The organism is Amycolatopsis sp. NPDC043887 (assembly GCF_056435665.1).
The window spans coordinates 341895-364473 of record NZ_JBWKEB010000005.1 but is presented as its reverse complement, the minus strand read 5'-3'; the positions used below and the strand labels follow the sequence as shown (position 1 = coordinate 364473).

Here is a 22579-nt window from a genome sequence, read left to right as displayed (position 1 = left end):
ACGGCCGATCTTTCGTACTTATGGAGGTATCCGTGGAATGCGTCCCGCACTACTTTCCAAACCTGTCATCCCTGCCAAGGCGCCTTGTCCGGCAGGGACTCCCGGACCCTGTCGTATGCCCAGCCGCGAATGCGGCCATTCGCGGCGACGACCCCATGAAGGAAAATGGTGAATTATTCCCCGGAACTCGATGTCGGCCCGGACGCACCTTTACGTAATCCGCGAAGCGAAGGACTGGTCATACGAAAATACGGTGGATCGTCGCTGGCCACCCCGGCATTGGTGAACCAGGTGGCCGCCGAGGTGACGGCGATCGCCGAAGCCGGACATCGAGTGGTCCTCGTCGTGTCGGCGATGGGAGACAGTACCGACCGGCTGATCGCGCTGGCAGGCGAATTCGCCGAACCGCCCGCTCCCCGGGAACTCGACCAGTTGATGGCGACCGGCGAACAGGCCTCCGCGGCGGTGCTCGCCATGGCGCTGGCCGAGCGCGGGGTCGAAGCCGTCTCGCTGTCGGGTGATCAGGCGGGGATCGAGGTCGCGGGCGAACCGGGAGCGGGAACCATCGTCCGGGTCGATCCCGGCAAGGTCGTCGCGCGGCTGCGGGACGCGCGGGTCGTCGTGGTCGCCGGGTTCCAGGGACGGACCGCCGACGGTGAACTGCTGACTCTGGGCAGAGGTGGCTCCGACACCACCGCGGTGGCACTGGCGGCCGCGCTCGGTGGCTCCGAATGCGAGATCCGCACCGACGTCCACGGCGTTCGCACGGCCGACCCCCGGATCGTGCGGGACACCCGGCCGGTCCGGACGATCTCCTACGACACCATGGTCGAGCTCGCCGAGCTCGGCGCCCGCGTGCTGCATCCCCGATCCGTCGAGCTCGCGCGCCGTCGCGGGGTGGCGGTGCGGGTGAAGCATTCTTCGGATCCCGGCCCGTCCACCGTCGTCACGGCGGGCGAAGAGCCGCTGGAAGGCACTCCCCGCGTCATCGGTATCGCGCACGAACGCGACGTGCGGCTGGTCCGGGTCGAAGTTTCGGCCGCGGACCCCGATCGCTACGCACGCGTGCTCACGATGCTGGCCGGCTGCGGCGTGAGACCGGCGAATCTGAGCTGGCCCGACCCCGGCGAACTCAGGTTCACCGTCCGGGGTACGGAGCCGCTCGGTCCGCCGATCACCCGGCTCGCGATGGAGCTGGACGCCCGCTCCACGGTCTGTGAGGAGCTCGGTTCGGTATCCGTGGTCGGCACCGCACTGCTCGATCCGCCCGGTTTCCTGCCCGAGTTGCTGCGGGTCCTCGCCCGTCACCGGGTCACGGTGCCGTCGATGACGACGTCGCAGTCGCGCCTCACCGCCGTGATCCCCGCCGACGTCGTCGACACGACCGTCCGAGCCCTGCACGACTCCTTCGGCTTGGCGGAGGACAGGACATGAGCCCGTACGGACAGTTCACCACCGACGGCCTGGTACTGACCTGCGACGGCCACGAACAGCGGGTTCGATGGCGGGCCGGTGACCGGCTGGAGCTGCTGTACGAGCGCCTCTGCGATCGGTTGCGCGCCAACGGGCTCGGAGACCGCCTGGCAGTGGACGCAAGAGGCGTGAAGGTCACGTTCGACGGGCTGGACGAGCGAGCCAATCGGCTCGCCCGGCACCTGCTGGCGCGAGGGGTACGGCCCGGTGACCGGATCGGGCTGCTGTTCGCCGAACCGGTGCATCCCTACGTCGCGATGCTCGCCGTGCTCAAGGTCAACGCGGCGTATGTGCCGCTGGACGTGGGCTTTCCGGACGACCGTCTGGCCTACATCGTCCAGGACGCCGGCGTCCGGCTCGTGATCTCGACCTCCGGGCTGCGCGATCGGTTCGAACCGGGCAGTGTCGACCTGGTCTGCCTGGACGACGACTCGGACCGGATCGCCGCGCTGCCGGGAACACGGCTCAGCACGGCTGAGAAGGGCACACCTGCCGACGAACTCTGTTACGTCGTCTACACCTCCGGCTCGACCGGACGACCGAAAGGCGTGACGATCGACCACGCCTCTATCTGCAACTTCGTCCTGGTCGCCGCCGACGTCTACGGCATCCGGGACACCGACAGGGTCTACCAGGGCATGACGATCGCGTTCGACTTCTCGGTCGAGGAGATCTGGGTGCCGTTGCTGAGCGGTGCGACGCTCGTGCCGAAACCCGGCGGTGCCGCCCTCGTCGGGCACGATCTCCTCGAATTCCTGCGGGAGAACCGGGTCACCGCGTTGTGCTGCGTCCCGACCCTGCTGGCCAGCCTCGACGAGGACCTGCCGCTGCTGCGGTTCCTCCTGGTGTCCGGCGAAGCGTGTCCCGAAGACCTCGTACGTCGCTGGTATCGCGCGGACAGGCGATTCCTCAACGTCTACGGTCCGACAGAGGCGACGGTCACCGCGACGTGGTCCGTGCTGCGCCCCGACCGGCCGGTGACCATCGGGGTGCCCCTGCCCACCTATTCGGTCGTCATCCTCGATCCGGACGAGCCGAGGGCGCTGGCCGCGGGTGAGCTGGGGGAGATCGGTATCGCGGGGATCGGGCTCGCCGGCGGCTATCTGAACCGGCCGGACCTGACCGAGCGCGCGTTCATCCCGGACTTCCTCGGCATCGGGCACAATCCGTCCCGCCGGATCTACCGCACCGGCGATCTGGGCCGGATCACCCCGGACGGGGAGATCGAATACCACGGCCGTGCCGATACACAGGTGAAGATCCGTGGCTACCGCGTCGAGCTCACCGAGATCGAGTCGGTCCTCCTGCGGATACCCGGCATCGCCCAGGCGGTGGTCGAAACCCACCATCCGGACGCGGGCACCACCGAACTGGTCGCCTACTACAGCCTGCGGCGCGACAACGAGGACGCCGATCCCGGAGAACTCCGTCGCCGCTTGGCGGAATTACTGCCGGGCTACATGGTGCCCGCCTATCTCGAACAGCTCGACCACATCCCGTTGACACCGGCGGGCAAAGCCGACCGTAAGCATCTCCCGGCACCCACGAACCCGAGAAGAGCGGCCGGCGACGTCGACTACGTGGCGCCCGCCACCGAGACCGAACTGCGTTTGGCGGAGGCCTTGAGCGGTGTCCTCGGGATCGAGCCGGTCTCGGTGACGGGGCACTTCTTCGACGACTACGGTGCCGACTCCCTGCTGCTGGCCAAGTTCTGCGCCGTGATCCGGGATCGTGGCGAGGTCGCGCCGCTGTCGGCCAGAGAGGTGTACCTCAACCCGACCATTCGCGGCCTCGCCGAGTCGGCCACCTCCGCGGCCGAGGTCACGGTCGCTCGCGCCGAGGAGCCACGCCGGGCGTCCACCGCGTCGTACGTCCTCTGTGGAGTGTTCCAGCTCATTGCCTTCCTCGCCTATGCCGCCGGTTCGGGCTGGCTCCTGGACACGGGATTCGCCTGGATCGACGCCGCGACGGGCTTCGCCGAGAGCTACGCGCGCGCCGCCGGGCTCGGGCTCGCCGTGTTCGTCGTTCTCTCAGTGGTGCCGATCTTGGCGAAGTGGGCGATCGTCGGCCGGTGGAAGCCGGGGGAGATCCCGCTGTGGAGCGTCGGCTACCTGCGCTTCTGGACAGTCAAGACCTTGGTCAGGTTCAGCCCACTGATGCTGTTCGTCGGCACTCCGCTGTACTCGTGGTACCTGCGGGCGCTCGGTGCGGACATCGGCAAGGGCGCCCTGATCCTCTCCAGGAACCCGCCGGTCTGCACCGATCTGCTCAGCGTCGATGCCGGGGCGGTCATCCGGAAGGACGCCTACTTCTCGGGCTACCGCGCCAGAGCGGGCCGGATCCAGACCGGCACGATCACGCTCGGCGCCAACGCCTTCGTCGGCGAGATGACCGTGCTCGACATCGGCACGGCGCTCGGAGACGACGCGCAGCTCGGCCACTCGTCGTCCTTGCACTCCGGACAGTCCGTCCCCAGCGGCGAGAGCTGGCACGGGTCGCCCGCTCGCCTCTCCAGCGTGGACTACCGGGCGCTGGGCACGGTCGCGCGCGGCAGGCTCAGGCCAATCGTCTTCTGCGTGGCCAGCGTGCTGCTTCTGCTGCTCGGCACGCTTCCCCTGACGCTGGGTGGTGCCGGTGTGCTCGTCGAACAGTGGTTCACGACGACGGTGGACTTCACGAGCTGGGCCTTCTACCTCGGCCGGATCGCCGACTCGGCGCTGATGTACCTCGGTGCGCTGCTCGCCGGGCTGGTGGTCGTCCTCACGATCCCGCGCCTGCTCGGCCTGTTCCTCCGGCCGGACCGCGTCTACTCGCTCTATGGCAGGCATTTCGCGATCCAGCGGCTGATCGCGCGGCTGACGAACTTGCGCGCGTACACGTACCTGTTCGGTGACAGCAGCTACATCGTGTACTACCTGCGTGCGCTGGGGTACGACCTGTCGAAGGTCCAGCAGACCGGATCCAACTTCGGGGTCGAGGTCAAGCACGAGACACCGTTCCTGAGCACGGTCGGCACCGGGACGATGGTCTCTGACGGCCTTTCGCTGCTCAACGCCGACTTCTCCGCTTCGTCGTTCCGGATGCGCAGGACGTCCGTCGCGCCGCAGGCGTTCCTGGGCAACGAAATCGCCTTCCCGCCGGGCGCGAAGATCGGCCGAAACTGCCTGCTGGCCACCAAGGTCCTCGTTCCCTTGGACGGACCGGTCCGGGAGAACGTCGGCCTCTTGGGCTCGCCCGCGTTCGAGATCCCTCGCACCGTCCGCCGTGACACCGGGTTCGAGCACCTCGGCACGGGGGACGCGCTGCGCCGGGGCCTGAGGGCGAAGAACCGGCACAACACCGTCACCATCGGCGTCTACCTGCTCGTGCACTGGCTGCACCTGTTCGGAATCCTGTTGATCGGCGCGGCGGCCGGAGTCCTGCACGCGCGGTTCGGCCCGCTCGCCGTCGGTGGCGGCATCGTGGCGACGCTGGTGTTCTCGGTCGCGTTCCTCATGCTTGCGGAACTGGCCGTACAGGGTTTCCGGTCGATGCGGCCGCTGTTCTGCTCGATCTACGATCCGGCCTTCTGGCGGCACGAACGGTTCTGGAAACTCAGCCCCGCCCGCTATCTCGCGTTGTTCGACGGGACTACGTTCAAGCCGTTCCTCTTGCGCCGTCTCGGCGTCCGGATCGGCCGCCGTGTCTTCGACGACGGATGTGCCATCCCGGAACGGTCCCTGGTGAGCATCGGCGACGACTGCGTGCTCAACCTGCACACCGTCGTGCAAGGACATTCGCTCGAGGACGGGACCTTCAAATCCGACCACATCACCATCGGCGCGGGATGCACGCTCGGTGTCGGCGCCTTCGTCCACTATGGAGTGACGATGGAGGAAGGAGTGATCGCCGAGGCCGACGCGTTCCTGATGAAGGGCACCGTGGCCCCGGCGCGAACCCGCTGGCACGCCAATCCGGCGGTCGAACTCGAAGCGGCCGCCGAGATCGCCGCGGTAAGGAGGTTGCCATGACCCACGCTTCCACGACGAGGCCGGCGCTGGCACCTCGCGTCGAGGGCTCCCTGCCGGGGCCGCGCTCCGCGGAGTTCCTCGAACACCAGCGCCAGTGGGAATCCAGTGCGCGGGCCTATCCACGCCACCTGCCGATCGCGATCGCGGGTGCGGCGGGAAGCTACCTGTGGGACGTGGACGGGAACGTCTTCATCGACTTCCTGGCGGGCGCGGGTGTGCTCTCCCTCGGCCACAACCATCCCGAACTGGTGCACGCGGCCACCGAACAGCTCCACGTGCTCACCCACGGCTTGGACTTCCCGACGCCGGCGAAACGTGACTTCGTCGACGCTCAGCTGTCCATGCTGCCGCCTGGCCTGCGCTCGCGGATGCGGATGCACTTCTGCGATCCCGGCGGGGCCAACGCGGTGGACGCCGCGATCAAACTCTGCAAGACCACGACCGGCCGTGGCGACTTGGTGTCCTTCCAGGGCGGGTTCCACGGCTCGAGCCACGCGGCGATGGCGTTGACCGGTCTCGTCGACCAGAAACGACCGATCGTCAACGGCGTACCCGGCGTGCATTTCTTCCCGTACTCCTACTGCGCCCGGTGCCCGGTGGGCCTTGCGCCCGACACGTGCGAGACCAACTGCGTTGGCCTGCTGGAACGATCGCTGCGAGATCCCAACGGCGGTATCCCCCTTCCCGCCGCGGTGATTCTCGAAATGGTGCAAGGCGAAGGCGGGATCATCCCGGCGGACCGTGACTTCGTACGGCGCGTCCGCGCGCTGACCGCGGAACTGGACGTCCCGCTCGTCGTCGACGAGGTGCAGACGGGCTGCGGCCGCACCGGAACCTGGTTCGCCTTCGAGCACTACGACATCGAGCCCGACGTGATCATCGCTTCGAAGGCCTTGAGCGGGATGGGGCTTCCGGTGGCGGTGATCTTCTACGACCGGCGACTGGACGGCTGGGCGCCCGGCGCGCACACCGGCACGTTCCGGGGCAACCAGACCGCGTTCGCCGCCGGCGCGGCGGCCGTCCACGTCGTCCGGCGGGACGACGTGCTGGGCAATGTCCGGCAGCGCGGGCGGCAGCTCTCACGACGACTCGACACCCTGCACGACCACGTCTGGGTCCGTGAGGTCCGTGGCCTCGGCCTGATGTGGGGGATCGAGCTGGCCGATCCGAGCGATGGCCGCCCGGCAGGCGGATATGCCCGCGCCGTGCAGGCCCACGCGCTGCGGCATGGGCTGATCGTCGAGCTCGGCGGCCGCGACGACAGCGTGATCCGGCTGATGCCACCGCTCACCGTGACCGCCGAGGAGATCGAGCTCGCGGGCGGGATCCTGCTCGACGCGATCGAGCGCTGCTGCCCGGCAGGGTAGGGCACCGCTGATTGGTATTATTATACCGCCTGCTGCTAGGGTGCCGGTATGATAATACCAATCAGCGACACGAGGATCCGATGATCGAACTGAAGACGCCCGCCGAGATCGAGCGCATGCACGTGACCGGGCGTTTCGTCGCCGAAGTGCTCACCGAGGTCGGCGACCTCGCGAACGTGGGCGTCAACCTGATGGACTTGGAACACCACGTACGCGGCATGATCGAGCGGCGGGGCGCGGAGTCGTGCTACTGGGACTACGCGCCGTCCTTCGGCAAAGGCCCGTTCCGCAACGTCATCTGCCTGGCGGTCAACGACGCCGTCCTGCACGGCCTGCCCCACGACTACACGCTGCGCGACGGGGACGTGCTCACCGCGGACCTCGCGGTGAAGATCGACGGCTGGGCGGCCGACTCGGCGCGCACGGTCATCGTCGGGACGCCCGCCGAGGAGGATCTGCGGATCGTCCGCGCCACCGAGGAGGCATTGGAGGCCGCGATCGAGGCCGCGCGTCCGGGCAATCGCCTCGGCGACATCTCCGCGGCCATCTGGGCGGTGGCCCGTGCCCACGGCTATCCGGTGAACACCGAGTTCGGTGGCCACGGCATCGGCCGCACCATGCACGAGGAACTCCACATTCCCAACAAGGGCAAGGCGGGCCGTGGCCTGAAGCTCCAGCCGGGACTCACCGTCGCGCTCGAACCCTGGTTCGCCCGCACGACCGACCGGATCGTCTTCGACGACGACGGCTGGACCATCCGCTCGGCCGACGGTTCCCGCGCGGCCCATTCCGAGCACACGGTGGCGATCACCGAAGGCGCTCCGCTGGTGCTCACCAGGCGCGAGGACGAAGTTGCCGCCGGCCGTGTGTCCACAAAGGATTCCTGAGCCCGTTCGCCTTTTCGGGCAGCGCCGGTGTGCGTACCAGGCGGCGTCGCGGGGTTCTCGTTCTCCGGTGCCGCCGGCGTGAATAGGCTCGCTCGCGTCCGGTCACCCAACCGGGCGATCATCGGCCTTCGCCATCAACACCGTCGTCTGTGGCAACAGGGATGATTTCGTGAAGCCGGACATCTCGTTCGGCGACGGGATGGGACCAACCGGTGCTTCGCGAACGCCGGCGTCACCGGCACGGAGGCCGGGCGGTGTGGCATCGCCCGGCCTCCGTCCTGGTCGCCCCTGGGTGATGTTCGACCGAAAACTCCGAATACGGCCCGTCGTCACGGCGCGACCGTTAGAGTGAATGGTCGCTGTTGTCATCACCCATGAGGAGTAGCGGTTCATGATCGCCGAGAGCGCGAACCAGCAGAGCGTGACCTTCCCGCAGGAAGCCACGCCGATCTTCGACCTGGTCGCGAAGATGGTGGCGCGGACGCAGACCGAGGATGAGCACGACTTCGACCGCGAAGCCGGTCTCGCGACCTCGGTGTAGCTTCCCGCCGAGAGTCATTCAGGTGGCGTGCCCGTGTGGGCACGGAGTTCCGCGGCCGTGCGGCGGGCGTGGGCCAGACCGTCGAGGATCCATTGCGGGGGCTGACGGTCGCTGGTCGCGATCCGCTCGTAGGCGGCGACCAGCCTTTCCGCGATCTTCAACCGGGCGTCCGCGGCCGCCGGTTCGCGCACCGCTTCGCCTTCGCCCTGTTCAGCCGGGATCGTGACCAGGGCGAGGTGCCCGGCCGGCGAACGGGCCGGTTCCGTCGCGGACTCGGCGGTGTCGGGTCGCTGTTCCGGAGTCGGCAGCCGTCGTAGGTGGAAGGCCGTCTGCTCGGTGTGCTCCGGCACGCCCTCGCGGCGCGCGTTCTGCGAGGGGAAGGGATCCGCGCGGAACCGCGCGACCGAGGGCCAGTACCGGGTCCGCACGGACCGCGGGGTCGCGCCGTCGAGTCCGCACGCGATCTCCTGCCAAGTCTTCCCGTCGAGCCTCGCGGCGACCACCGCCGCCTCGAGGATCTGCTGTGCCATCCCGATCAAGCCGGAATGATCCCGCGTCGAGCACGCGTCCTCCCGGGCGGCGTTCGCGGCGAGATCGGCCAGCTCCGCCGCGTGCGCGGCGAGGACGAGGTGAGCCCGGGTGGCGGCGGTGGGGATGGAGTGGCGGGTGGTCACCGTCCACTCCTCGTGGCGGGCCGGGGGATCGACAAGAGGCTCGCGGAATCCCGCATGCCGTGACTCACAGGTGTTCTCACCTTCTCTGATATGCAGACTTGCATAATTGTGCAATTCGTGACCGTGTGCTGGTGCTCAAATAACGCGTTTTTGTGCCCTGATCGGGTGTGGTCGCGCCCGATCGGCGCGGGTGAGGTTCGGCGGCTCCGGAAATCGGGCACGATCAGGGGTGTGCGGACGGCTGGACCTGCGGGGAAGGGATGCCGATGAACAGCCCCCTGTATCAGGCGACGGCGGAGTTCTTCAAGACGCTGGGGCACCCCGTCCGGATCCGTGTGCTCGAACTGCTCAGCGAGCGGGAGCATCACGTCTCGGAGCTGCTCGCCGACCTCGGCATCGAGCCCGCCAACCTGTCGCAGCAGCTCGCCGTCCTGCGTCGCGCCAACCTGGTGGTGCCCCGCAAGGAAGGCGCGACCGTCTCCTACTCGCTGACCAGTCCGTCGGTCACCGAACTGCTCACCGTCGCTCGCGGGATCCTGACCGGGGTCATCGCCGGCCAGCTGGGGTTGCTCGACGATCTGCAGAATTCCGCCGGATTTTCCGGTGATGTGTCTTCATCTGAAAAAGGATGAGAATCGAAAACGGTCTATTTCGTTTTCTCATGGCGTCAGGTGATCGTCATTTGTTTTCGTCGATGGCGTCCGCGCGTTGCTCGCTCGATTCTGAATTGTCATCGCGGGGGAGCGTGCCATTTCCGGCGGCCGTCCTCCTCGTCTCCTCGACCAGAGAGTCGAAGATGGGGGTTCCGCACAGCTCCACATGGTCCTCCATCGTGCCGGTCTTCGTGCCCGGCCATCTTGCCCCGGAACGGCTTCTTCGATCCAGTTCCGCCGGGCAATGCACTCGATAGAGATCACCCTCTGGGGTGAGCCATTCGCTGATGTGAAAAGCCGAGTGTATGACACGACTCTTTCCGCGCGCACTCAGTCCCGCCGGTTTGCGGAAATAAGGATTCCACTTTCCCATGAGCGGGCGAGAAAAGGATTTCTCTCACCTCGGGCGGCCCGCGTGTCTAACCCGTGGCGATCAGCGCGGGGCGGAGAACTCGACTCGGTAGCGCGTCGGCGTCGTGCCCAGCGCGGTGGCGAAGTGTTTGCGAAGACGGGCAGGGGTGCCGAAGCCGGACTGCGCGGCGACCGCGTCGATGCCGAGCGAGGTCGTCTCGAGGAGTTGGCGCGCCCGGGCGAGGCGTTGTGCGACGAGCCAGCTGTGGACGGTGGTCCCGGTGCGGGCGCGGAACGAGCGAGTGAAGGTGCTGCGGCTCATATGTGCCCGGGCGGCGAGGTCGTCGATGCTGTGCTGCGCGTCCAGATGGGACCGCGCCCAGCTCATCACGGCGGTGAGCGGATCCTCGTCCGCGGCGGGGACGGGCAGTTCGATGAACTGGGCCTGGCCGCCGGGACGGTGCGGCGCGGCGACGATCCGCCGGGCGACCCGGTTGGCGACGACCTGCCCGGCCGTGCGGGCGAGCAGGTGAAGGCACGTGTCGATCCCAGCGGTCGCGCCCGCGCCGGTCACGACGTCACCTTCGTCGACGTATAACTCCTCTGGACGCAGTTCCACCGAGGGGAAGCGCCTCCGGAAGGTTTCGACCCATTTCCAGTGGGTGGTCGCGGCGCGCCCGTCGAGGATGCCCGCGTCCGCGAGAGCGAAGACTCCCAGGCAGAGGCCGACGACGAGCGCTCCGCGTTCGTGCGCGGCTCGCAACGCGGCGGCCACGGGCGAGGGCGTCGAGGTTTCCGGGTCGGACCACCATGGCACCACGACGATGTCGGCCTCCGCGAGGGTGCCGAGACCGGCGGGAACGTCGATCGAATAGCCGGCGCTCGTGGTGAGTCTGCCCGGTTCGACGGCGACGACCGTGATCGGCCACGGCTCCATGTCGCCCGCCGGCGATTCAGGTCCCCACACCAGCGACGGCACGGCGAGATGGAACGGGCTGATCCCCTCGAACGCCAGGACGGCCACACTCGGAGCGTGCATCGTTCCCTTCCCGCGGATGTCGGCCGATCTCGACCACGGCTGACCCGAATCCGTATCTCGCTATCGGATCGGGTCAGCAATCATGGTAGCCGTACCGACCGGAAAGCGAAGGAACACACGATGACCAGCACCACTCTCCGCGAAATCAGCACCTTGCCGACGACCCCCGCGACGCTCTCGGACGCGACCGTGATCCTCGTCGACTACCAGAACACCTACACGCGCGGCGTGATGGAGCTCGACGGCTGGGGAGCGGCACTCGACGAGGCGGCCACCTTGCTGGAGCGCGCTCGTGCCGAGGGCGCGACGGTCATCCACGTCATGCACGACGGCGGCGAGGGCAGCCCGTACGACCTCCGGCAGGACATCGGCCGGATCCACGAACGTGTCGCCCCCGTTCCGGGCGAGGAGGTCGTGGTGAAGACCGCGCCGAATTCGTTCGTCGGAACCCGGCTGGAGGAGCTGGTCGATGCCGCAGGGCACCAGGACGTCGTCGTGGCCGGGTTCATGACCCATATGTGCGTCACGTTCACCGCGGAGGGCGCGTTCCTGCGCGGGAACACCCCGACCGTGGTCGCCGCGGCCTGTGCCACGCGCGCGCTTCCTTCCGTCGCCGGTCCGGTGACCGCCGCGGAACAGCACCGCGCGGCGCTCGCGACGATCGGTGATCTCTACGCCGTCGTCGTCGGTTCCTCGGCGGAACTCGGCTAGGGCCGTGCCTTCACGGACCCGGCAAGCGCCACGTCCACCAGCAGTCACAGCAGCTGCGCGTGAAGGCCCCCTTCCCTCGGCTCAGCCGAGGAAAACTCGACCTTCACACCTTGCCGAGTACATGAAGGACCTCTTCCTTGCGCCTAGGTACAGGAAGGGCTCCTTCATGTACTTCGGGCGAGCAAGGGGGCAATGGCACCGACGCGGTCAAGCTTCAGCCGGTCCTTGGCGAGCCCACTCCCACCGCTGCCTCGATCAGGCCATTTTTGCCTTACCCCTCAATAGGACCTGCGAGGTGAGGTCTGCACGTGGATCATGAGGGTATTCGCCGCCGAAGCATCGAAGGGGTCGTGATGGCCAAGCCCAACGTCGCCGAGCAATTCGTCCAAGTCCTGGTGCAGGCCGGGGTGGAACGGATCTACGGCGTGGTCGGAGACAGCCTCAACCCCGTCGTCGACGCGATCCGCCGCACCCCGGGCATCGAGTGGGTCCATGTCCGCAACGAGGAGGCGGGTGCCTTCGCCGCGGCCGCCGAGGCCCAGCTGACCGGACGGCTCGCGGTGTGCGCGGGGAGCTGCGGCCCCGGCAACACCCATCTGGTGCAAGGGCTTTACGACGCCCACCGCACCGGCGCCCCGGTGCTCGCGCTCGCCTCGCATATCCCGTCCGGCCAGATCGGCACCGGGTTCTTCCAGGAAACCCATCCCGAACGGCTGTTCGTCGACTGCAGTGGCTATTGCGAACAGATCAGCAGGCCCGCTCAGATGCCCAGGGTGCTGCGGATCGCCATGCAGCACGCGTTGTCCCGCGGCGAGGTTTCGGTGCTGGTGCTGCCCGGCGACATCGCGCACCTCGACGCCGTCGCGCCCACGGGGACCGGGAAGCCGGTCACCGAGCACGGGACGGTCATGCCACCCGAACCCCAGGTGACACGGCTCGCCGAGTTGATCAACGACGCCGAGACCGTCACCTTGTTCGCCGGCGCCGGGGTGCGCGGCGCGCACGCGGAGGTGATGGAGCTGGCCGGGACCGTGCAGGCGCCGGTCGGCCACAGCCTGCGCGGCAAGGAATGGATCCAGTACGACAATCCCTACGACGTCGGGATGAGCGGGCTGCTCGGCTACGGCGCCTGCTACCGGGCCATGCACGACGCGGATCTGCTGGTCTTGCTGGGCACCGATTTTCCTTACGACTCCTTCCTTCCCCAGGCCCGGACCGTGCAGGTCGACCACGACGCGACCCGACTCGGCAGGCGTACCCCGCTGGAACTGGCGGTACACGGCGACGTGCGGGAGACCCTGCGGGCCGTGCAGCCGCTCCTGCGGCGCAAGACCGACCGGACGTTCCTGGACCGCATGCTGCGTGATCACTGCAAAACGCTCGAACAGGTCGTCGACGCCTACACCCGCAACGTCGAGCGGCACGTGCCGATCCACCCGGAGTTCGCCGCGGATCTCCTCGACGAACTGGCCGCGGACGACGCGATCTTCACCGTCGACACCGGCATGTGCAATGTCTGGGCGGCCAGGTATCTCACCCCCAACGGGCGCCGCCGGGTCATCGGGTCGTTCCTGCACGGCACGATGGCCAACGCCCTGCCGCACGCCATCGGCGCGCAGTTCGCCTATCCGGGACGCCAGGTCGTGTCGATGTCCGGCGACGGTGGGCTGGGCATGCTGCTCGGCGAACTGCTCACCGTGGCCTTGCACGACCTCCCGGTCAAGATCGTGACGTTCAACAACTCCTCGCTGGGCATGGTGAAGCTGGAGATGCTGGTGGACGGCCTGCCCGACTATCAGACCGACCACCGCCCGGTCGACTTCGCCGCCATCGCCAGTGGTGCGGGTTTGCGCGCCGAGCGGGTGACCGACCCGACCCGGTTGCGCGCCGCGCTCAAGGAAGCGCTGAGCCACGACGGCCCGGCACTGGTGGACGTCGTGACCGATCCGAACGCGCTGTCCGTCCCGCCGCATATCACCGCCGGTCAGCTCGGCGGATTCGCCTTGGCCGCGAGCAAGGTCGTTCTCGAAGGCGGGGTCGGCCGGATGATCGACCTCGCCCGGGCCAACCTTCGCAACATCCCGCGGCCGTGACGCTTTCGCGGCACCGGGGTGCAGGTCGCGCGTCAGGCCCGGCCGGTGCCCATCCCGCGCCACAGCAGGTCGAGCAGGCTCGCGACGTCGCGCCGCCATTCGCCCTTCGGGTCGAGGTACAGCAGTCCGCCCAGTCCACGTAGGACGGTCTCGGGCTCCAGGCCCGCGCGCACGGTGCCGGCGTCGATGTTGGCCTGCAGCAAGGTGGAAACCGCGCCGACCATGTCCTGGTAGGCCCCCGCGGGCAGCTCGCCGCGTGAGGCGGTCGCGGCGCGCAGGGCGTCGGCCAGGCCGCGTTTGGTCATCATGTAGTGCGCCAGGTGGTCGGTCGTCCACACGCGGAACGCCTGCTCCGGTGCGTACTTCTCGAGCAGGCTCGGCACGATCTCGACGAGCTGGCGCACCTCACGCCGGTACACCGCCAGGATGAGGGCCTCCGGCGTGGGGAAGTGCCGGTACACCGTGCCGACGCCGACCTCGGCCTCCTTTGCGATGGCGTTGAACGAGACTTCGCCGGAACAGGCCAGCGATTTCGCCGCGGTGGCGAGGATGCGCTCGTGGTTGCGGCGGGTGTCCGCACGCCGGGGATTGACCGATCCCGTCGTCATGGTCCCTCCTGTCCGCCGACCTCGTTCTCCGGTGAATGTAGCCGAGGAACCCGTCGGACCTGGAGCGGCTCCAGGGCGAGCATCGACCTTGCCGAGCGGATTGTAATCCGCTAGCTTGGAAATCGAAGCGGATGAATATCCGCTTCACTTCGCGAACGGACTTCCCACCACCTCAACCTACGCCGTCGGGCCCGGCCCGGACGATCTGCGGAAAGAGATCCAGTGGACATCTCACTCGAAGTCAATGGCAGGACGGAACATCTCGGGGTTGATCCCGGGGTGACCCTGCTCGACGCGCTGCGGGAGCGGCTCGCCGTCACGGGCCCGAAGAAGGGCTGTGACAGAGGGCAGTGCGGAGCCTGCACGGTGCACGTCGGCGGCCGTCCGGTGCTCTCCTGCCTGACCTTGGCCGCCACCGTGAAGCAGCCGGTGACCACGGTCGAAGCACTGTCCACAGAGGACGTGCTGCATCCGGTTCAGCAGGCGTTCGTCGATCAGGACGCCCTGCAGTGCGGATTCTGCACGTCCGGGCAGATCATGTCGGCCGTCGCCGCCGTCGAGCAAGGCGTCGAGGACGTCCGGGAGTTCATGTCCGGCAATCTCTGCCGATGCGCGGCGTACCCGAACATCGTCGCCGCGGTCGAGCAGGCGAGGAGAGCCGATGCGTCCCTTTGAGCTGCTCGCACCCGAGACCGTCGAAGACGCGGTCGGCTCGTCCGGCACGTTCCTGGCGGGCGGGACCACACTCGTCGACCTGATGAAGCTCAATGTCCTGACACCACCGCAGGTGCTGGACATCAACGCGGTACCGCTGCGTGGCATCGACACCACCGACGGGCTCCGCTTCGGGGCGCTGGAGCGCATGGCCGACATCGCCGGACATCCCGGGGTGTACCCGGCGATCTCCCGTGCGCTGCTGCTCAGCGCCTCCCAGCAGATCCGGAACATGGCCAGCATCGGCGGAAACCTCATGCAGCGCACGCGCTGCTCGTACTTCCGCGACGTCGCCATGCCGTGCAACCGGCGAATCCCCGGCAGCGGCTGCCCGGCGATATCGGGCGCCAACCGGATGCACGCGGTGCTGGGCACGAGCGATTCGTGCGTGGCGACCCACGCCAGCGACGTCGCCGTCGCACTGGTCGCCCTCGATGCGCGGCTTCGCCTGGTCAGCGAGACCGGGAGCCGCACCGTCGAGCTGGGCTCCTTCTATCGCCTGCCCGGCGACACTCCTGAGCTCGAGAACGACCTGCGGCCCGGCGAACTGATCGCCGAGGTCGAAGTCCCGCGGCTGGACTGGGCGTCGAACTCCACCTACGTCAAGGTGCGGGACAGGCAGTCCTACGAGTTCGCGCTGTGCTCCGCGGCGGTCGCGCTGCGGGTGGAAGACTCGCGCGTCGTCGACGCCCGGATCGCGGCAGGCGGCGTGGCCACCGTGCCGTGGCGGCTGCCCGCGGTCGAGGAGGCCTTGCGGGGTGCACCCGCGACGGTCGCCGCCTTCGAAGACGCCGCGGCACTCGCCGCCGAGGGCACACGCCCGTTGGCCGCGAACGGATTCAAGACGTCGCTGCTGCGGCGGACCATCGTCCGCGCGCTGCTCGAACTGACCGAGGGGAGCCGCTCATGACCAGCAGGGTGGACGGGCCGCTGAAGGTCACCGGCCGGGCCGAGTACGGGGCGGACCACACTTTCCCCGGACTCGTCCACGGTTACGTCGTGCTCAGCACGATCGCCCACGGCGAGATCGACACGATGGACGTCACGGCGGCGAAGGGCGCGCCCGGCGTGGTCGGCGTGTACACGCCATTCGATCCGCTGGAACTGCGCACTCCGGCCACGCCGTTCATGGGCGAGACTTGGGTTCCGTTGCAGGACAAGGAAGTCACCTACTACGGCCAGCCGATCGGGTTCGTGGTCGCCGAGACCTATGAGCAGGCGCGCGACGCGGCGATGCTGGTCGAGGTCTCCTACCTGACCAGGCCGGCCCAGACGTCCTTGGAGGACGGCCTCGCCTCGGCCGAAGAGCCGCCCGCCGCGAGAGACGGTGGCCCGTCGGCCCTCGCCGTGCTCGCCCCGGGTGTCGAGTCCATCGAGGACGCGCTCGCCGAGAGCCCGGTGGTCGTCGAAGCCACGTACACCACCGCGCCTCAGCACCACGCCGCGATGGAACCGCATTCCGCGGTCGCGGTGTGGGGGCCCGACGGCCTGACGATCCACAGCGGCAACCAGGGATCCGACCTCCAGGCGGCGGAGCTGGCGATGGCGCTGGACACGAAGCCGTCCGAGGTGCACGCGGTGAATCCCTTCGTCGGCGGCGCGTTCGGGGGCAAGGGCCGCACGTCCACCCCGGCGTTCCTCGCCGCGGCGGCGGCCAGGGTGCTGGGCAGGCCGGTGAAAGCCGTGCTCGGCCGGGAGCAGGTCTTCACCGCGACCGCGGGCCGCGCCGCGACGGTGCAGAAGATCGCCCTCGGCGCGGAGCACGACGGCACGCTGAACGCGCTGCGGCACGATTCGTGGTGCAGCACGCCCCTGGACCGGTCGTTCGTCGAGCCGACGTCACACGGCACGTCGCGCGAGTGGTACGCCACCCGGAACCTGGCCATCAGCCAGAAGATGGTGCCGCTCAACATCCCGCCGACCACCTTCATGCGGGCGCCGGGTGAGGCACCGGGATCCTTCGCGCTGGAGAGCGCGATCGACGAACTCGCGGTCGCGCTGGGCATGGACCCGATCGAGCTGCGGCAGCGGAACAATTCGACCGCTCCGCCCGGCAAGGATCTGCAGTGGTCGAGCAAACACCTCGACGAATGTTTCCGCGTCGGCGCGGCGCGATTCGGCTGGGCGGATCGCGCGCCCCACGGGCGCACGGACGGCGACTGGCTCGTGGGCATGGGCACGGCCACCGCCATGTTCCCCGCGCTGCGGTTCCCGGCCACGGTCGGGATCACCCTGCTGCCCGACGACACGGCGGTCGTCGAGACCAGCGGGGCGGACCCCGGGACGGGCCTGCTGACCGTGCTTTCGCTGGTGGGCGGGGAGTCGCTGGACATCCCGCCGGACCGGGTGGTGCCGCGGCTCGGCGATTCGACCCTGCCGCCCGGAGGCATGTCCGGCGGTTCCACGGCTACCGCGAGCGCGGGCACGGCCATCATGATCGCCGCGGCCAAGGCGATCGACGAGCTGCTCGCACTGGCGTCGGCACCGGGCGCGCCGTTCGACGGCATGGACGTCTCCTACGCGGACGGCCGGGTGCTGGCTGGAGACCGGACGATGTCCTTCGGGGAACTGTTGCGGGCACTGGGCCGACACTCGTTGTCCGTGACCGGTTCCTCGGCTCCCGGCGAGGAGCTGACGAAACATTCGTTCAGCTCGTTCGGTGCGCAGTTCTGCGAAGTCCGCGTGCACAAGTGGACCCGCGAGATCCGGGTGTCCCGCATGCTCGGGGTGTTCGACGCCGGCCGGATCATCAACCCCGTGGCGGCTCGGAGCCAGATCCTCGGAGGCATGATCTGGGGTGTTTCGGCAGCCCTGCACGAGGGGTTGGAGGTCGAGGAGAACGGGCGGTTCGCCAACGGTGACTTCGCGAGCTACCTGATCCCGGTGAACGCGGACATCCCCGAGGTCGACGTCCACTTCCTCGAGTATCCGGACACCCTGCACAACTCGGTCGGCGCGAAGGGGCTGGGCGAGATCGGCATCGTCGGGATGGCGGCGGCCGTCGCGAACGCCGTCCACAACGCCACCGGCATCCGGGTCCGGCACATCCCCATCCTCATCGAGGACCTCCTCGACGAGTCCTAGGAGATCGTGGAGATTCGGGACACGTGACGTCCCGGATCTCCACGAACGCGACGGTCGCCAAGGTCACTGAGCCACGTCACATCGGGCGTACCCGCGGTATCGGGGTGGCCGTGCCGTAACCGTCCGGGGAGGACACCTCCACCGGAATCGACAGCGGCCGGCTGACCGTCCGGGTCCACACCGAGTCGATCCAGTCGGCGGCCGTGTCGACGACGAGGTCCGCCGAGAGCCCTCGCGGAAGCGGCGGTACGTCGGGTTCCCAGCCTGTTTCGTGGTGGACGACGCCGAACAGATGGCGGTGTTCGTCGATCGGTTTGTTCAGCACGTAGGAATCCCGGCCTTCGAACCGGGCCCAGACGTCGAAGGTGCCCTCGCCGTCCTGGTCGGGGAAGACCTCGATCTGCAGGCTTTCGACGGTGTCCCCGATCGCCTCGACGATCCTCCTCAGCCGCGTGGCGACGTCTTCGGAATGCGCGTCGACCACGCGGCGCAGTCTCCGGCGGTACTCTTCCTGGTCCACACAGGACAATTTAGCGCGCCCGTGTGACCGCACTAGCGCCCCTTGTCACTCATGACCCCGGAACTCCGCATCGCCGGTCCGTCAGTGCGCGGTCGCGCGATGGCGCCCGTAAGGCTTGGCGTCGATAAGCGTGACGCCCACCGCCCCGCCGCTGGGCACGCGATACTCCCGCCTCTCGCCCGGTTGCGCGCCGTGAAGCGCGCGGCCGAGCGGGGAGTCGGGGGAGTAGACCTCGAGTGCGCCGTGGCCTGCCTCGTCCCGCGTGCCGAGCAGGAAGGTCTCGGTGTCGCCGTCGTCGTACCGGACGGTGAGCACCATGCCGGGCTCGGCGATCCCGTCGTCGGGAGGATCCTGTCCGACGACGGCGCCGCGCAGCATGTCCTCGATCTGCCGGATCCGGGCCTGCCGGTGGGTGTTGTGCGCGATTTCGTCGTCACCGTACCGGTCGCCGGTGCCGGGGCGCCGCAACGTGGCGAGTTCCCGCACCAGGCGCGCGTGCGCTTCCGGGGTCAGCCAAGGGCCTGACGAGACGGTGGACATGATGGTGATCGCCTTTCGGGGATACGTCTGTGGGGGCCGGGCGCGGAAACGGCCCGCCCCCACAGACCTTCGGTGAAGCCCGCGTCGGTCAGCGGGCCTCGGGTTCGGGTGACTTGTGCCGGAAGACGCCGGCGTCGGTGGCGAACCCGATCGCGGCCTTCAGCAGAAGGTCCTTCTCGGCGCGGAGGAGGGCGTTCTCGGCGCGAAGACGGTCCACTTCGGACTGTTCGGCCGGCGGCGTTTCGTTGTCCGGAGTCATCGGCGAAGCGGGTCGAAGGGGCGCAGGGCCTCAGGTTGTTTGCCGGTGGTGATGTGCTCGGCCAGGAGTCGTCCGGTGATCGGGCCGTGGGTCAGTCCCCACATCCCGTGCCCGCCGGCGACGTAGAGCCCCGGGGTGCTCGTCGCGCCGATCACGTGCCGCCCGTCGGTGGTGACCGGGCGGGAGCCGACCCATTCGTCGGTGTGCCCCTCCCAGTCCAGGCCGGTGAGGAAGGGCCGTGCTGACGCGATGATCGCGGCGATCCGGGCCGGATCCAGCGGCGCGTCCGGCTTCCGGAACTCCATCGTCCCGGCCACACGGAGGCCGTCCCGGTACGGCGTGCACGCCACACGGATGTCCGGCAGGTAGAGCGGGCCGGGCACCGGGCGGTCAGTCGGCACGGTGAAGGAGTAGCCGCGTCCGGCGCGGACGGGGATCTTGACTCCCCACTTCCGGCCCAGGTCACCCAGCCAGTCCCCGGTCGCCAGCACGACCGCGTTGGCGTTCACCGTCTGGCCGGTCTTCGAGCGCACGCTCAGCGCGTGCCGGTGCGCGCGCAGGGAGGCGACCTCGAACTTGTGGCGGATCGTGCCGCCCCGGCCGACCACCGCCCGTGCGAGCGACTCGACGAACCGGCCAGGGTCCACGTAGCGCTGACCGTCGATCCGGACGGCGGCGCCGAGCCGGGCCGTGGCCTGGGGGAACCGCTCGGCGAGATCGGCCGCGGTGAGTCGTGTCCAGGAGATGTCCTGACCCGTCTCCGCGACGCGCCGCAGTTCGGAGATCAGCGCCGAGGCCTGGTCCGCGGTCTCGAACGCCGCCGTGATCGGCGCTTCGATGGTCGGCGCGTCCACCCCGTTCGCGGTGAGGACGCCGAAGGCTTCCAGGCACTCTTCGTTCAGGGGCGAGTTCGCTTCGACCGCGCGAGTCCACGATCGCCCGGTGCAGTTCGCGGCGAAGCGGGCGAGGAACGACCACAGCCGCGGATCGGGGGACGGCGGGACGTGCAGCGGTGCCTGCCGGTCCAGCAGGGTACGCAGCCCGTAGCGAAGGACGCCGGGATCGTTGAGCGGGATCGCGAGGCCAGGGGAGAGCCAGCCGGCATTGCCCCATGACGCTCCCGCCGCGATGCCTTCGCGATCCAGCACCGTGACGCCGACGCCACGTTCTTGCAGGAACCACGCGGTCGACAGGCCGACCACGCCGGCTCCGATCACGATCGCCGAACGCGGGCCGCCGTCGATCCGGTCGAGCTCGCCCATGAATTCCTCCGCTGCACGAGTGGTGCTGTCGCGGTCAGGATGGCTCGGATCCGGACGGTGGAGATTGTCCGGTTCCGACAATCCGGGCGGGTCGGTTTGGCCGGAACGGTCAAGGGGCCGGATCGGACACGGCCAGCTCGATGATCATCGCCAGCCGTTTCGCGGGCTGGTCGAGGCGGAGTTCGGTCACCTCCGCCATCTTCCGGAGCCGGTAGCGGATCGTGTTCGGGTGGACTTCCAGCCGCTCGGCGGCCTCCGCGAGATCCCCCTGTGCCTCGAGCCAGGCACGCAACGTCGCGACGTAACTGGTGGCGTTGGCACTGTCGTGCCCCCGCAACTCGGTGATCGGGCCGCGGGCCGGAGCCCTGCCGGACGCCGCGGCGGCTCGCAGCCGTTGCACGAGGATGTCGTCCCAGGCCTCGTCGTAGGCGATCGCGGATTTCGTGCCCGGCCGCACAGCGTGCAACGCAAGGCATTCGTCCGCTTCCAGCCTGCTGGCCGGCAGTTCGGCCGACGCCGCGCCCGCACCGATCCCGGCCAGCATCGTCACCTGCCGGGGCAGCGCCTCGCGGATCGAACGCACCCATGCCCTGGCCGCCCCGACGTCGTCCCCGGGCAGGACCGTGTAGACGGTGTTGCTGAACAACGTGCTGCGGCCGGGCCGTGACCAGCCGAAACCCGTCGTCGCCCGCTCGAACGCGAGCAGGAGCGCGGCGTGACGCTCGTCGCCGATATGGGCCTGGAGCGCGATCACCCGGAACCGGCCGGGAGGCAGGCCGAGCCTGCTGAGCACGGCGGCGGCGTCCGGCGTTCCCTCCACCAGCCGGATCACGAGATCGGACTCGACCTGCCGCTCCAGGTCCGCGCTCGCCCGAGACCGCAGGAGGTGCAGGCCGACGGTGCGCGAGCTGTCCCGCAGGACCGCGCGCCGCGCGTCGGTCAACGGCCGGTCGCATTCCACCCAGATCGAGCCCAGTAGCTCCCGGCCCGCGCGGACCGCGACGACCATGCGCCCGGTCAGTCCGTGTTCGGGATCGGCTTCGACGAACAGCGGCTCGTCGGATTCCGCGAGATGCGCGAACACGCCGCGCCGTTCGAACAGTTCGCGGACCGGTTCCGGTACCCGCCTGCCGAGGATCGTCTCCAATCGCGCCCGGTCGGCCAGGTGCTGCCGGCTGGAGTAGGCCAGGACCCGGGAGAGGCGGTCCTCGATGGTCACCGCGCTGCCGAGCGCGTCCGCTAGGCTGTCGGCCAGCGCGAACAGATCGGTCGGACCGCGTCCCGATTCGGTTTCGCGGCCTTCCAGGACGAGGCCGTAGACGACGCCGGCGAGCTGACCCCAGGACACATCCGGCTCCACCAGCAGCACCGCGACGCCGCCGCGCTCCGCACGTTCGGCCGCCGCGGGATCGGCCGCCGACCCGCGGACCAGGACGACCGATGCCCGTGCCGCCGCGGCCAGCTCGACGGCCGTCGCGACGGAGTCCGTCCCGACGGCGAGGTACACGTCCCCGCGCAGGTCGCGGGGGTCGGCGGCGTCGTGCATCACCACATCGCGCAAGGCCGCCTCGCGCGACACCGGGCAGCACCACAGCCGTGCCCCGTACCCACCCAAGACGTTCACGAGCCGATCCAGCGTCACCATGGCCGCGACCCTGCCATCAAATGGTGCCGGGCACGACGCGTTCACCCGTTGACTGTGAGTTTAGGAACCTTTTACACTGCAATCGTTAGGAAACTTACTTAACTAAAGCGACTCCGGCTGACAAGTCGCCGCCCACCGCCGGTACTCG

At 68.9% G+C, this 22579-nt stretch carries 19 protein-coding genes; 11 read left to right on the top strand and 8 right to left on the bottom strand.

Translation table 11 applies throughout. From position 1 onward, the window contains the following. The first annotated feature begins 165 nt into the window (after positions 1–165). From AC069H_RS16245 to AC069H_RS16225, 5 genes are all read left to right on the top strand, one after another. Entirely contained in the window at positions 166–1434 is a 1269-nt protein-coding gene (locus tag AC069H_RS16245) for an aspartate kinase (protein WP_478232814.1), read from the top strand. Continuing rightward, positions 1431–5483: a Pls/PosA family non-ribosomal peptide synthetase gene (locus tag AC069H_RS16240; RefSeq protein ID WP_478232813.1), complete on the top strand. Its 4053-nt coding sequence runs from the start codon at positions 1431–1433 to the stop codon at positions 5481–5483. The genes AC069H_RS16245 and AC069H_RS16240 overlap by 4 nt, the downstream gene beginning before the upstream one ends. Beyond that, the gene (locus AC069H_RS16235) at positions 5480–6850 is read left to right on the top strand and encodes an aspartate aminotransferase family protein (RefSeq protein WP_478232812.1); all 1371 of its coding nucleotides are present in this window, start codon (positions 5480–5482) and stop codon (positions 6848–6850) included. The genes AC069H_RS16240 and AC069H_RS16235 overlap by 4 nt, the downstream gene beginning before the upstream one ends. 80 nt (positions 6851–6930) lie before the next feature. Next, a complete protein-coding gene (map, locus tag AC069H_RS16230; protein WP_478232811.1) occupies positions 6931–7737 on the top strand; it encodes a type I methionyl aminopeptidase in 807 nt (268 codons plus the stop codon). A gap of 391 nt (positions 7738–8128) precedes the next feature. Continuing rightward, a complete protein-coding gene (locus tag AC069H_RS16225; RefSeq protein ID WP_185927105.1) occupies positions 8129–8278 on the top strand; it encodes a hypothetical protein in 150 nt (49 codons plus the stop codon). 14 nt (positions 8279–8292) lie between these two features. On the opposite strand, the gene AC069H_RS16220 is transcribed toward AC069H_RS16225, so the two are convergent. Beyond that, positions 8293–8952, bottom strand: coding sequence for a hypothetical protein (locus AC069H_RS16220; RefSeq protein ID WP_478228171.1), 660 nt, complete (start codon positions 8950–8952; stop codon positions 8293–8295). Positions 8953–9218: 266 nt separating this feature from the next. Here AC069H_RS16220 and AC069H_RS16215 point away from each other — a divergent pair, with 266 nt between their 5' ends. Next, a complete protein-coding gene (locus AC069H_RS16215) occupies positions 9219–9584 on the top strand; it encodes an ArsR/SmtB family transcription factor (protein WP_478232810.1) in 366 nt (121 codons plus the stop codon). A 454-nt stretch (positions 9585–10038) separates the two neighbouring features. Here the strand turns inward: AC069H_RS16215 and AC069H_RS16210 are convergent, their stop codons facing one another. Further along, on the bottom strand, positions 10039–10995 hold the full coding sequence (locus AC069H_RS16210; protein ID WP_478232809.1) for a helix-turn-helix domain-containing protein: 957 nt from the start codon (positions 10993–10995) through the stop codon (positions 10039–10041). Between the two features lie 120 nt (positions 10996–11115). On the opposite strand from AC069H_RS16210, the gene AC069H_RS16205 reads away from it, so the two are divergent. After that, positions 11116–11706: a cysteine hydrolase family protein gene (locus AC069H_RS16205; RefSeq protein ID WP_478232808.1), complete on the top strand. Its 591-nt coding sequence runs from the start codon at positions 11116–11118 to the stop codon at positions 11704–11706. Positions 11707–12059: 353 nt separating this feature from the next. Continuing rightward, complete coding sequence (locus tag AC069H_RS16200; RefSeq protein ID WP_478232807.1) at positions 12060–13799, top strand: pyruvate dehydrogenase; 1740 nt, start codon at positions 12060–12062, stop codon at positions 13797–13799. Between the two features lie 32 nt (positions 13800–13831). Here the strand turns inward: AC069H_RS16200 and AC069H_RS16195 are convergent, their stop codons facing one another. Next, a complete protein-coding gene (locus AC069H_RS16195; RefSeq protein ID WP_478228176.1) occupies positions 13832–14407 on the bottom strand; it encodes a TetR/AcrR family transcriptional regulator in 576 nt (191 codons plus the stop codon). 222 nt (positions 14408–14629) lie between these two features. Here AC069H_RS16195 and AC069H_RS16190 point away from each other — a divergent pair, with 222 nt between their 5' ends. The 3 genes from AC069H_RS16190 to AC069H_RS16180 are packed head-to-tail and all read left to right on the top strand — an operon-like array spanning position 14630 to position 18205. Continuing rightward, on the top strand, positions 14630–15082 hold the full coding sequence (locus AC069H_RS16190; RefSeq protein ID WP_478232806.1) for a (2Fe-2S)-binding protein: 453 nt from the start codon (positions 14630–14632) through the stop codon (positions 15080–15082). Further along, positions 15069–16031, top strand: a complete 963-nt coding sequence (locus tag AC069H_RS16185; protein WP_478228178.1) for an FAD binding domain-containing protein — start codon at positions 15069–15071, stop codon at positions 16029–16031. Before AC069H_RS16190 ends, AC069H_RS16185 begins: the two co-directional genes overlap by 14 nt. Further along, complete coding sequence (locus AC069H_RS16180; protein ID WP_478232805.1) at positions 16028–18205, top strand: xanthine dehydrogenase family protein molybdopterin-binding subunit; 2178 nt, start codon at positions 16028–16030, stop codon at positions 18203–18205. Before AC069H_RS16185 ends, AC069H_RS16180 begins: the two co-directional genes overlap by 4 nt. 76 nt (positions 18206–18281) lie before the next feature. Here AC069H_RS16180 and AC069H_RS16175 read toward each other — a convergent pair whose 3' ends face one another. The 5 genes from AC069H_RS16175 to AC069H_RS16155 all read right to left on the bottom strand — a co-directional run bounded on the left by AC069H_RS16175 (position 18282) and on the right by AC069H_RS16155 (position 22431). Further along, a complete protein-coding gene (locus AC069H_RS16175; RefSeq protein WP_478232804.1) occupies positions 18282–18725 on the bottom strand; it encodes a DUF6389 family protein in 444 nt (147 codons plus the stop codon). A gap of 81 nt (positions 18726–18806) precedes the next feature. Beyond that, positions 18807–19265: a GreA/GreB family elongation factor gene (locus AC069H_RS16170; RefSeq protein ID WP_478232803.1), complete on the bottom strand. Its 459-nt coding sequence runs from the start codon at positions 19263–19265 to the stop codon at positions 18807–18809. An 88-nt stretch (positions 19266–19353) separates the two neighbouring features. Continuing rightward, positions 19354–19524 (bottom strand): transposase, encoded by a 171-nt coding sequence (locus AC069H_RS16165; RefSeq protein WP_478228182.1) that lies wholly within the window; start codon positions 19522–19524, stop codon positions 19354–19356. After that, entirely contained in the window at positions 19521–20786 is a 1266-nt protein-coding gene (locus tag AC069H_RS16160; protein WP_478232802.1) for an NAD(P)/FAD-dependent oxidoreductase, read from the bottom strand. The genes AC069H_RS16165 and AC069H_RS16160 overlap by 4 nt, the downstream gene beginning before the upstream one ends. 109 nt (positions 20787–20895) lie before the next feature. Next, the gene (locus tag AC069H_RS16155) at positions 20896–22431 is read right to left on the bottom strand and encodes a PucR family transcriptional regulator (RefSeq protein WP_478232801.1); all 1536 of its coding nucleotides are present in this window, start codon (positions 22429–22431) and stop codon (positions 20896–20898) included. Positions 22432–22579 lie beyond the last annotated feature (148 nt).

Coding starts and splice junctions, on each gene's coding strand:
- AC069H_RS16185 (WP_478228178.1), top strand. CDS start 15,069: ATGCGTCCCTTTGAGCTGCTCGCACCCGAGACCGTCGAAGACGCGGTC.
- AC069H_RS16200 (WP_478232807.1), top strand. CDS start 12,060: ATGGCCAAGCCCAACGTCGCCGAGCAATTCGTCCAAGTCCTGGTGCAG.
- AC069H_RS16235 (WP_478232812.1), top strand. CDS start 5,480: ATGACCCACGCTTCCACGACGAGGCCGGCGCTGGCACCTCGCGTCGAG.
- AC069H_RS16195 (WP_478228176.1), bottom strand. CDS start 14,407: ATGACGACGGGATCGGTCAATCCCCGGCGTGCGGACACCCGCCGCAAC.
- AC069H_RS16210 (WP_478232809.1), bottom strand. CDS start 10,995: ATGCACGCTCCGAGTGTGGCCGTCCTGGCGTTCGAGGGGATCAGCCCG.
- map (WP_478232811.1), top strand. CDS start 6,931: ATGATCGAACTGAAGACGCCCGCCGAGATCGAGCGCATGCACGTGACC.
- AC069H_RS16170 (WP_478232803.1), bottom strand. CDS start 19,265: ATGTCCACCGTCTCGTCAGGCCCTTGGCTGACCCCGGAAGCGCACGCG.
- AC069H_RS16205 (WP_478232808.1), top strand. CDS start 11,116: ATGACCAGCACCACTCTCCGCGAAATCAGCACCTTGCCGACGACCCCC.
- AC069H_RS16165 (WP_478228182.1), bottom strand. CDS start 19,524: ATGACTCCGGACAACGAAACGCCGCCGGCCGAACAGTCCGAAGTGGAC.
- AC069H_RS16245 (WP_478232814.1), top strand. CDS start 166: ATGGTGAATTATTCCCCGGAACTCGATGTCGGCCCGGACGCACCTTTA.
- AC069H_RS16155 (WP_478232801.1), bottom strand. CDS start 22,431: ATGGTGACGCTGGATCGGCTCGTGAACGTCTTGGGTGGGTACGGGGCA.
- AC069H_RS16225 (WP_185927105.1), top strand. CDS start 8,129: ATGATCGCCGAGAGCGCGAACCAGCAGAGCGTGACCTTCCCGCAGGAA.
- AC069H_RS16180 (WP_478232805.1), top strand. CDS start 16,028: ATGACCAGCAGGGTGGACGGGCCGCTGAAGGTCACCGGCCGGGCCGAG.
- AC069H_RS16215 (WP_478232810.1), top strand. CDS start 9,219: ATGAACAGCCCCCTGTATCAGGCGACGGCGGAGTTCTTCAAGACGCTG.
- AC069H_RS16160 (WP_478232802.1), bottom strand. CDS start 20,786: ATGGGCGAGCTCGACCGGATCGACGGCGGCCCGCGTTCGGCGATCGTG.
- AC069H_RS16240 (WP_478232813.1), top strand. CDS start 1,431: ATGAGCCCGTACGGACAGTTCACCACCGACGGCCTGGTACTGACCTGC.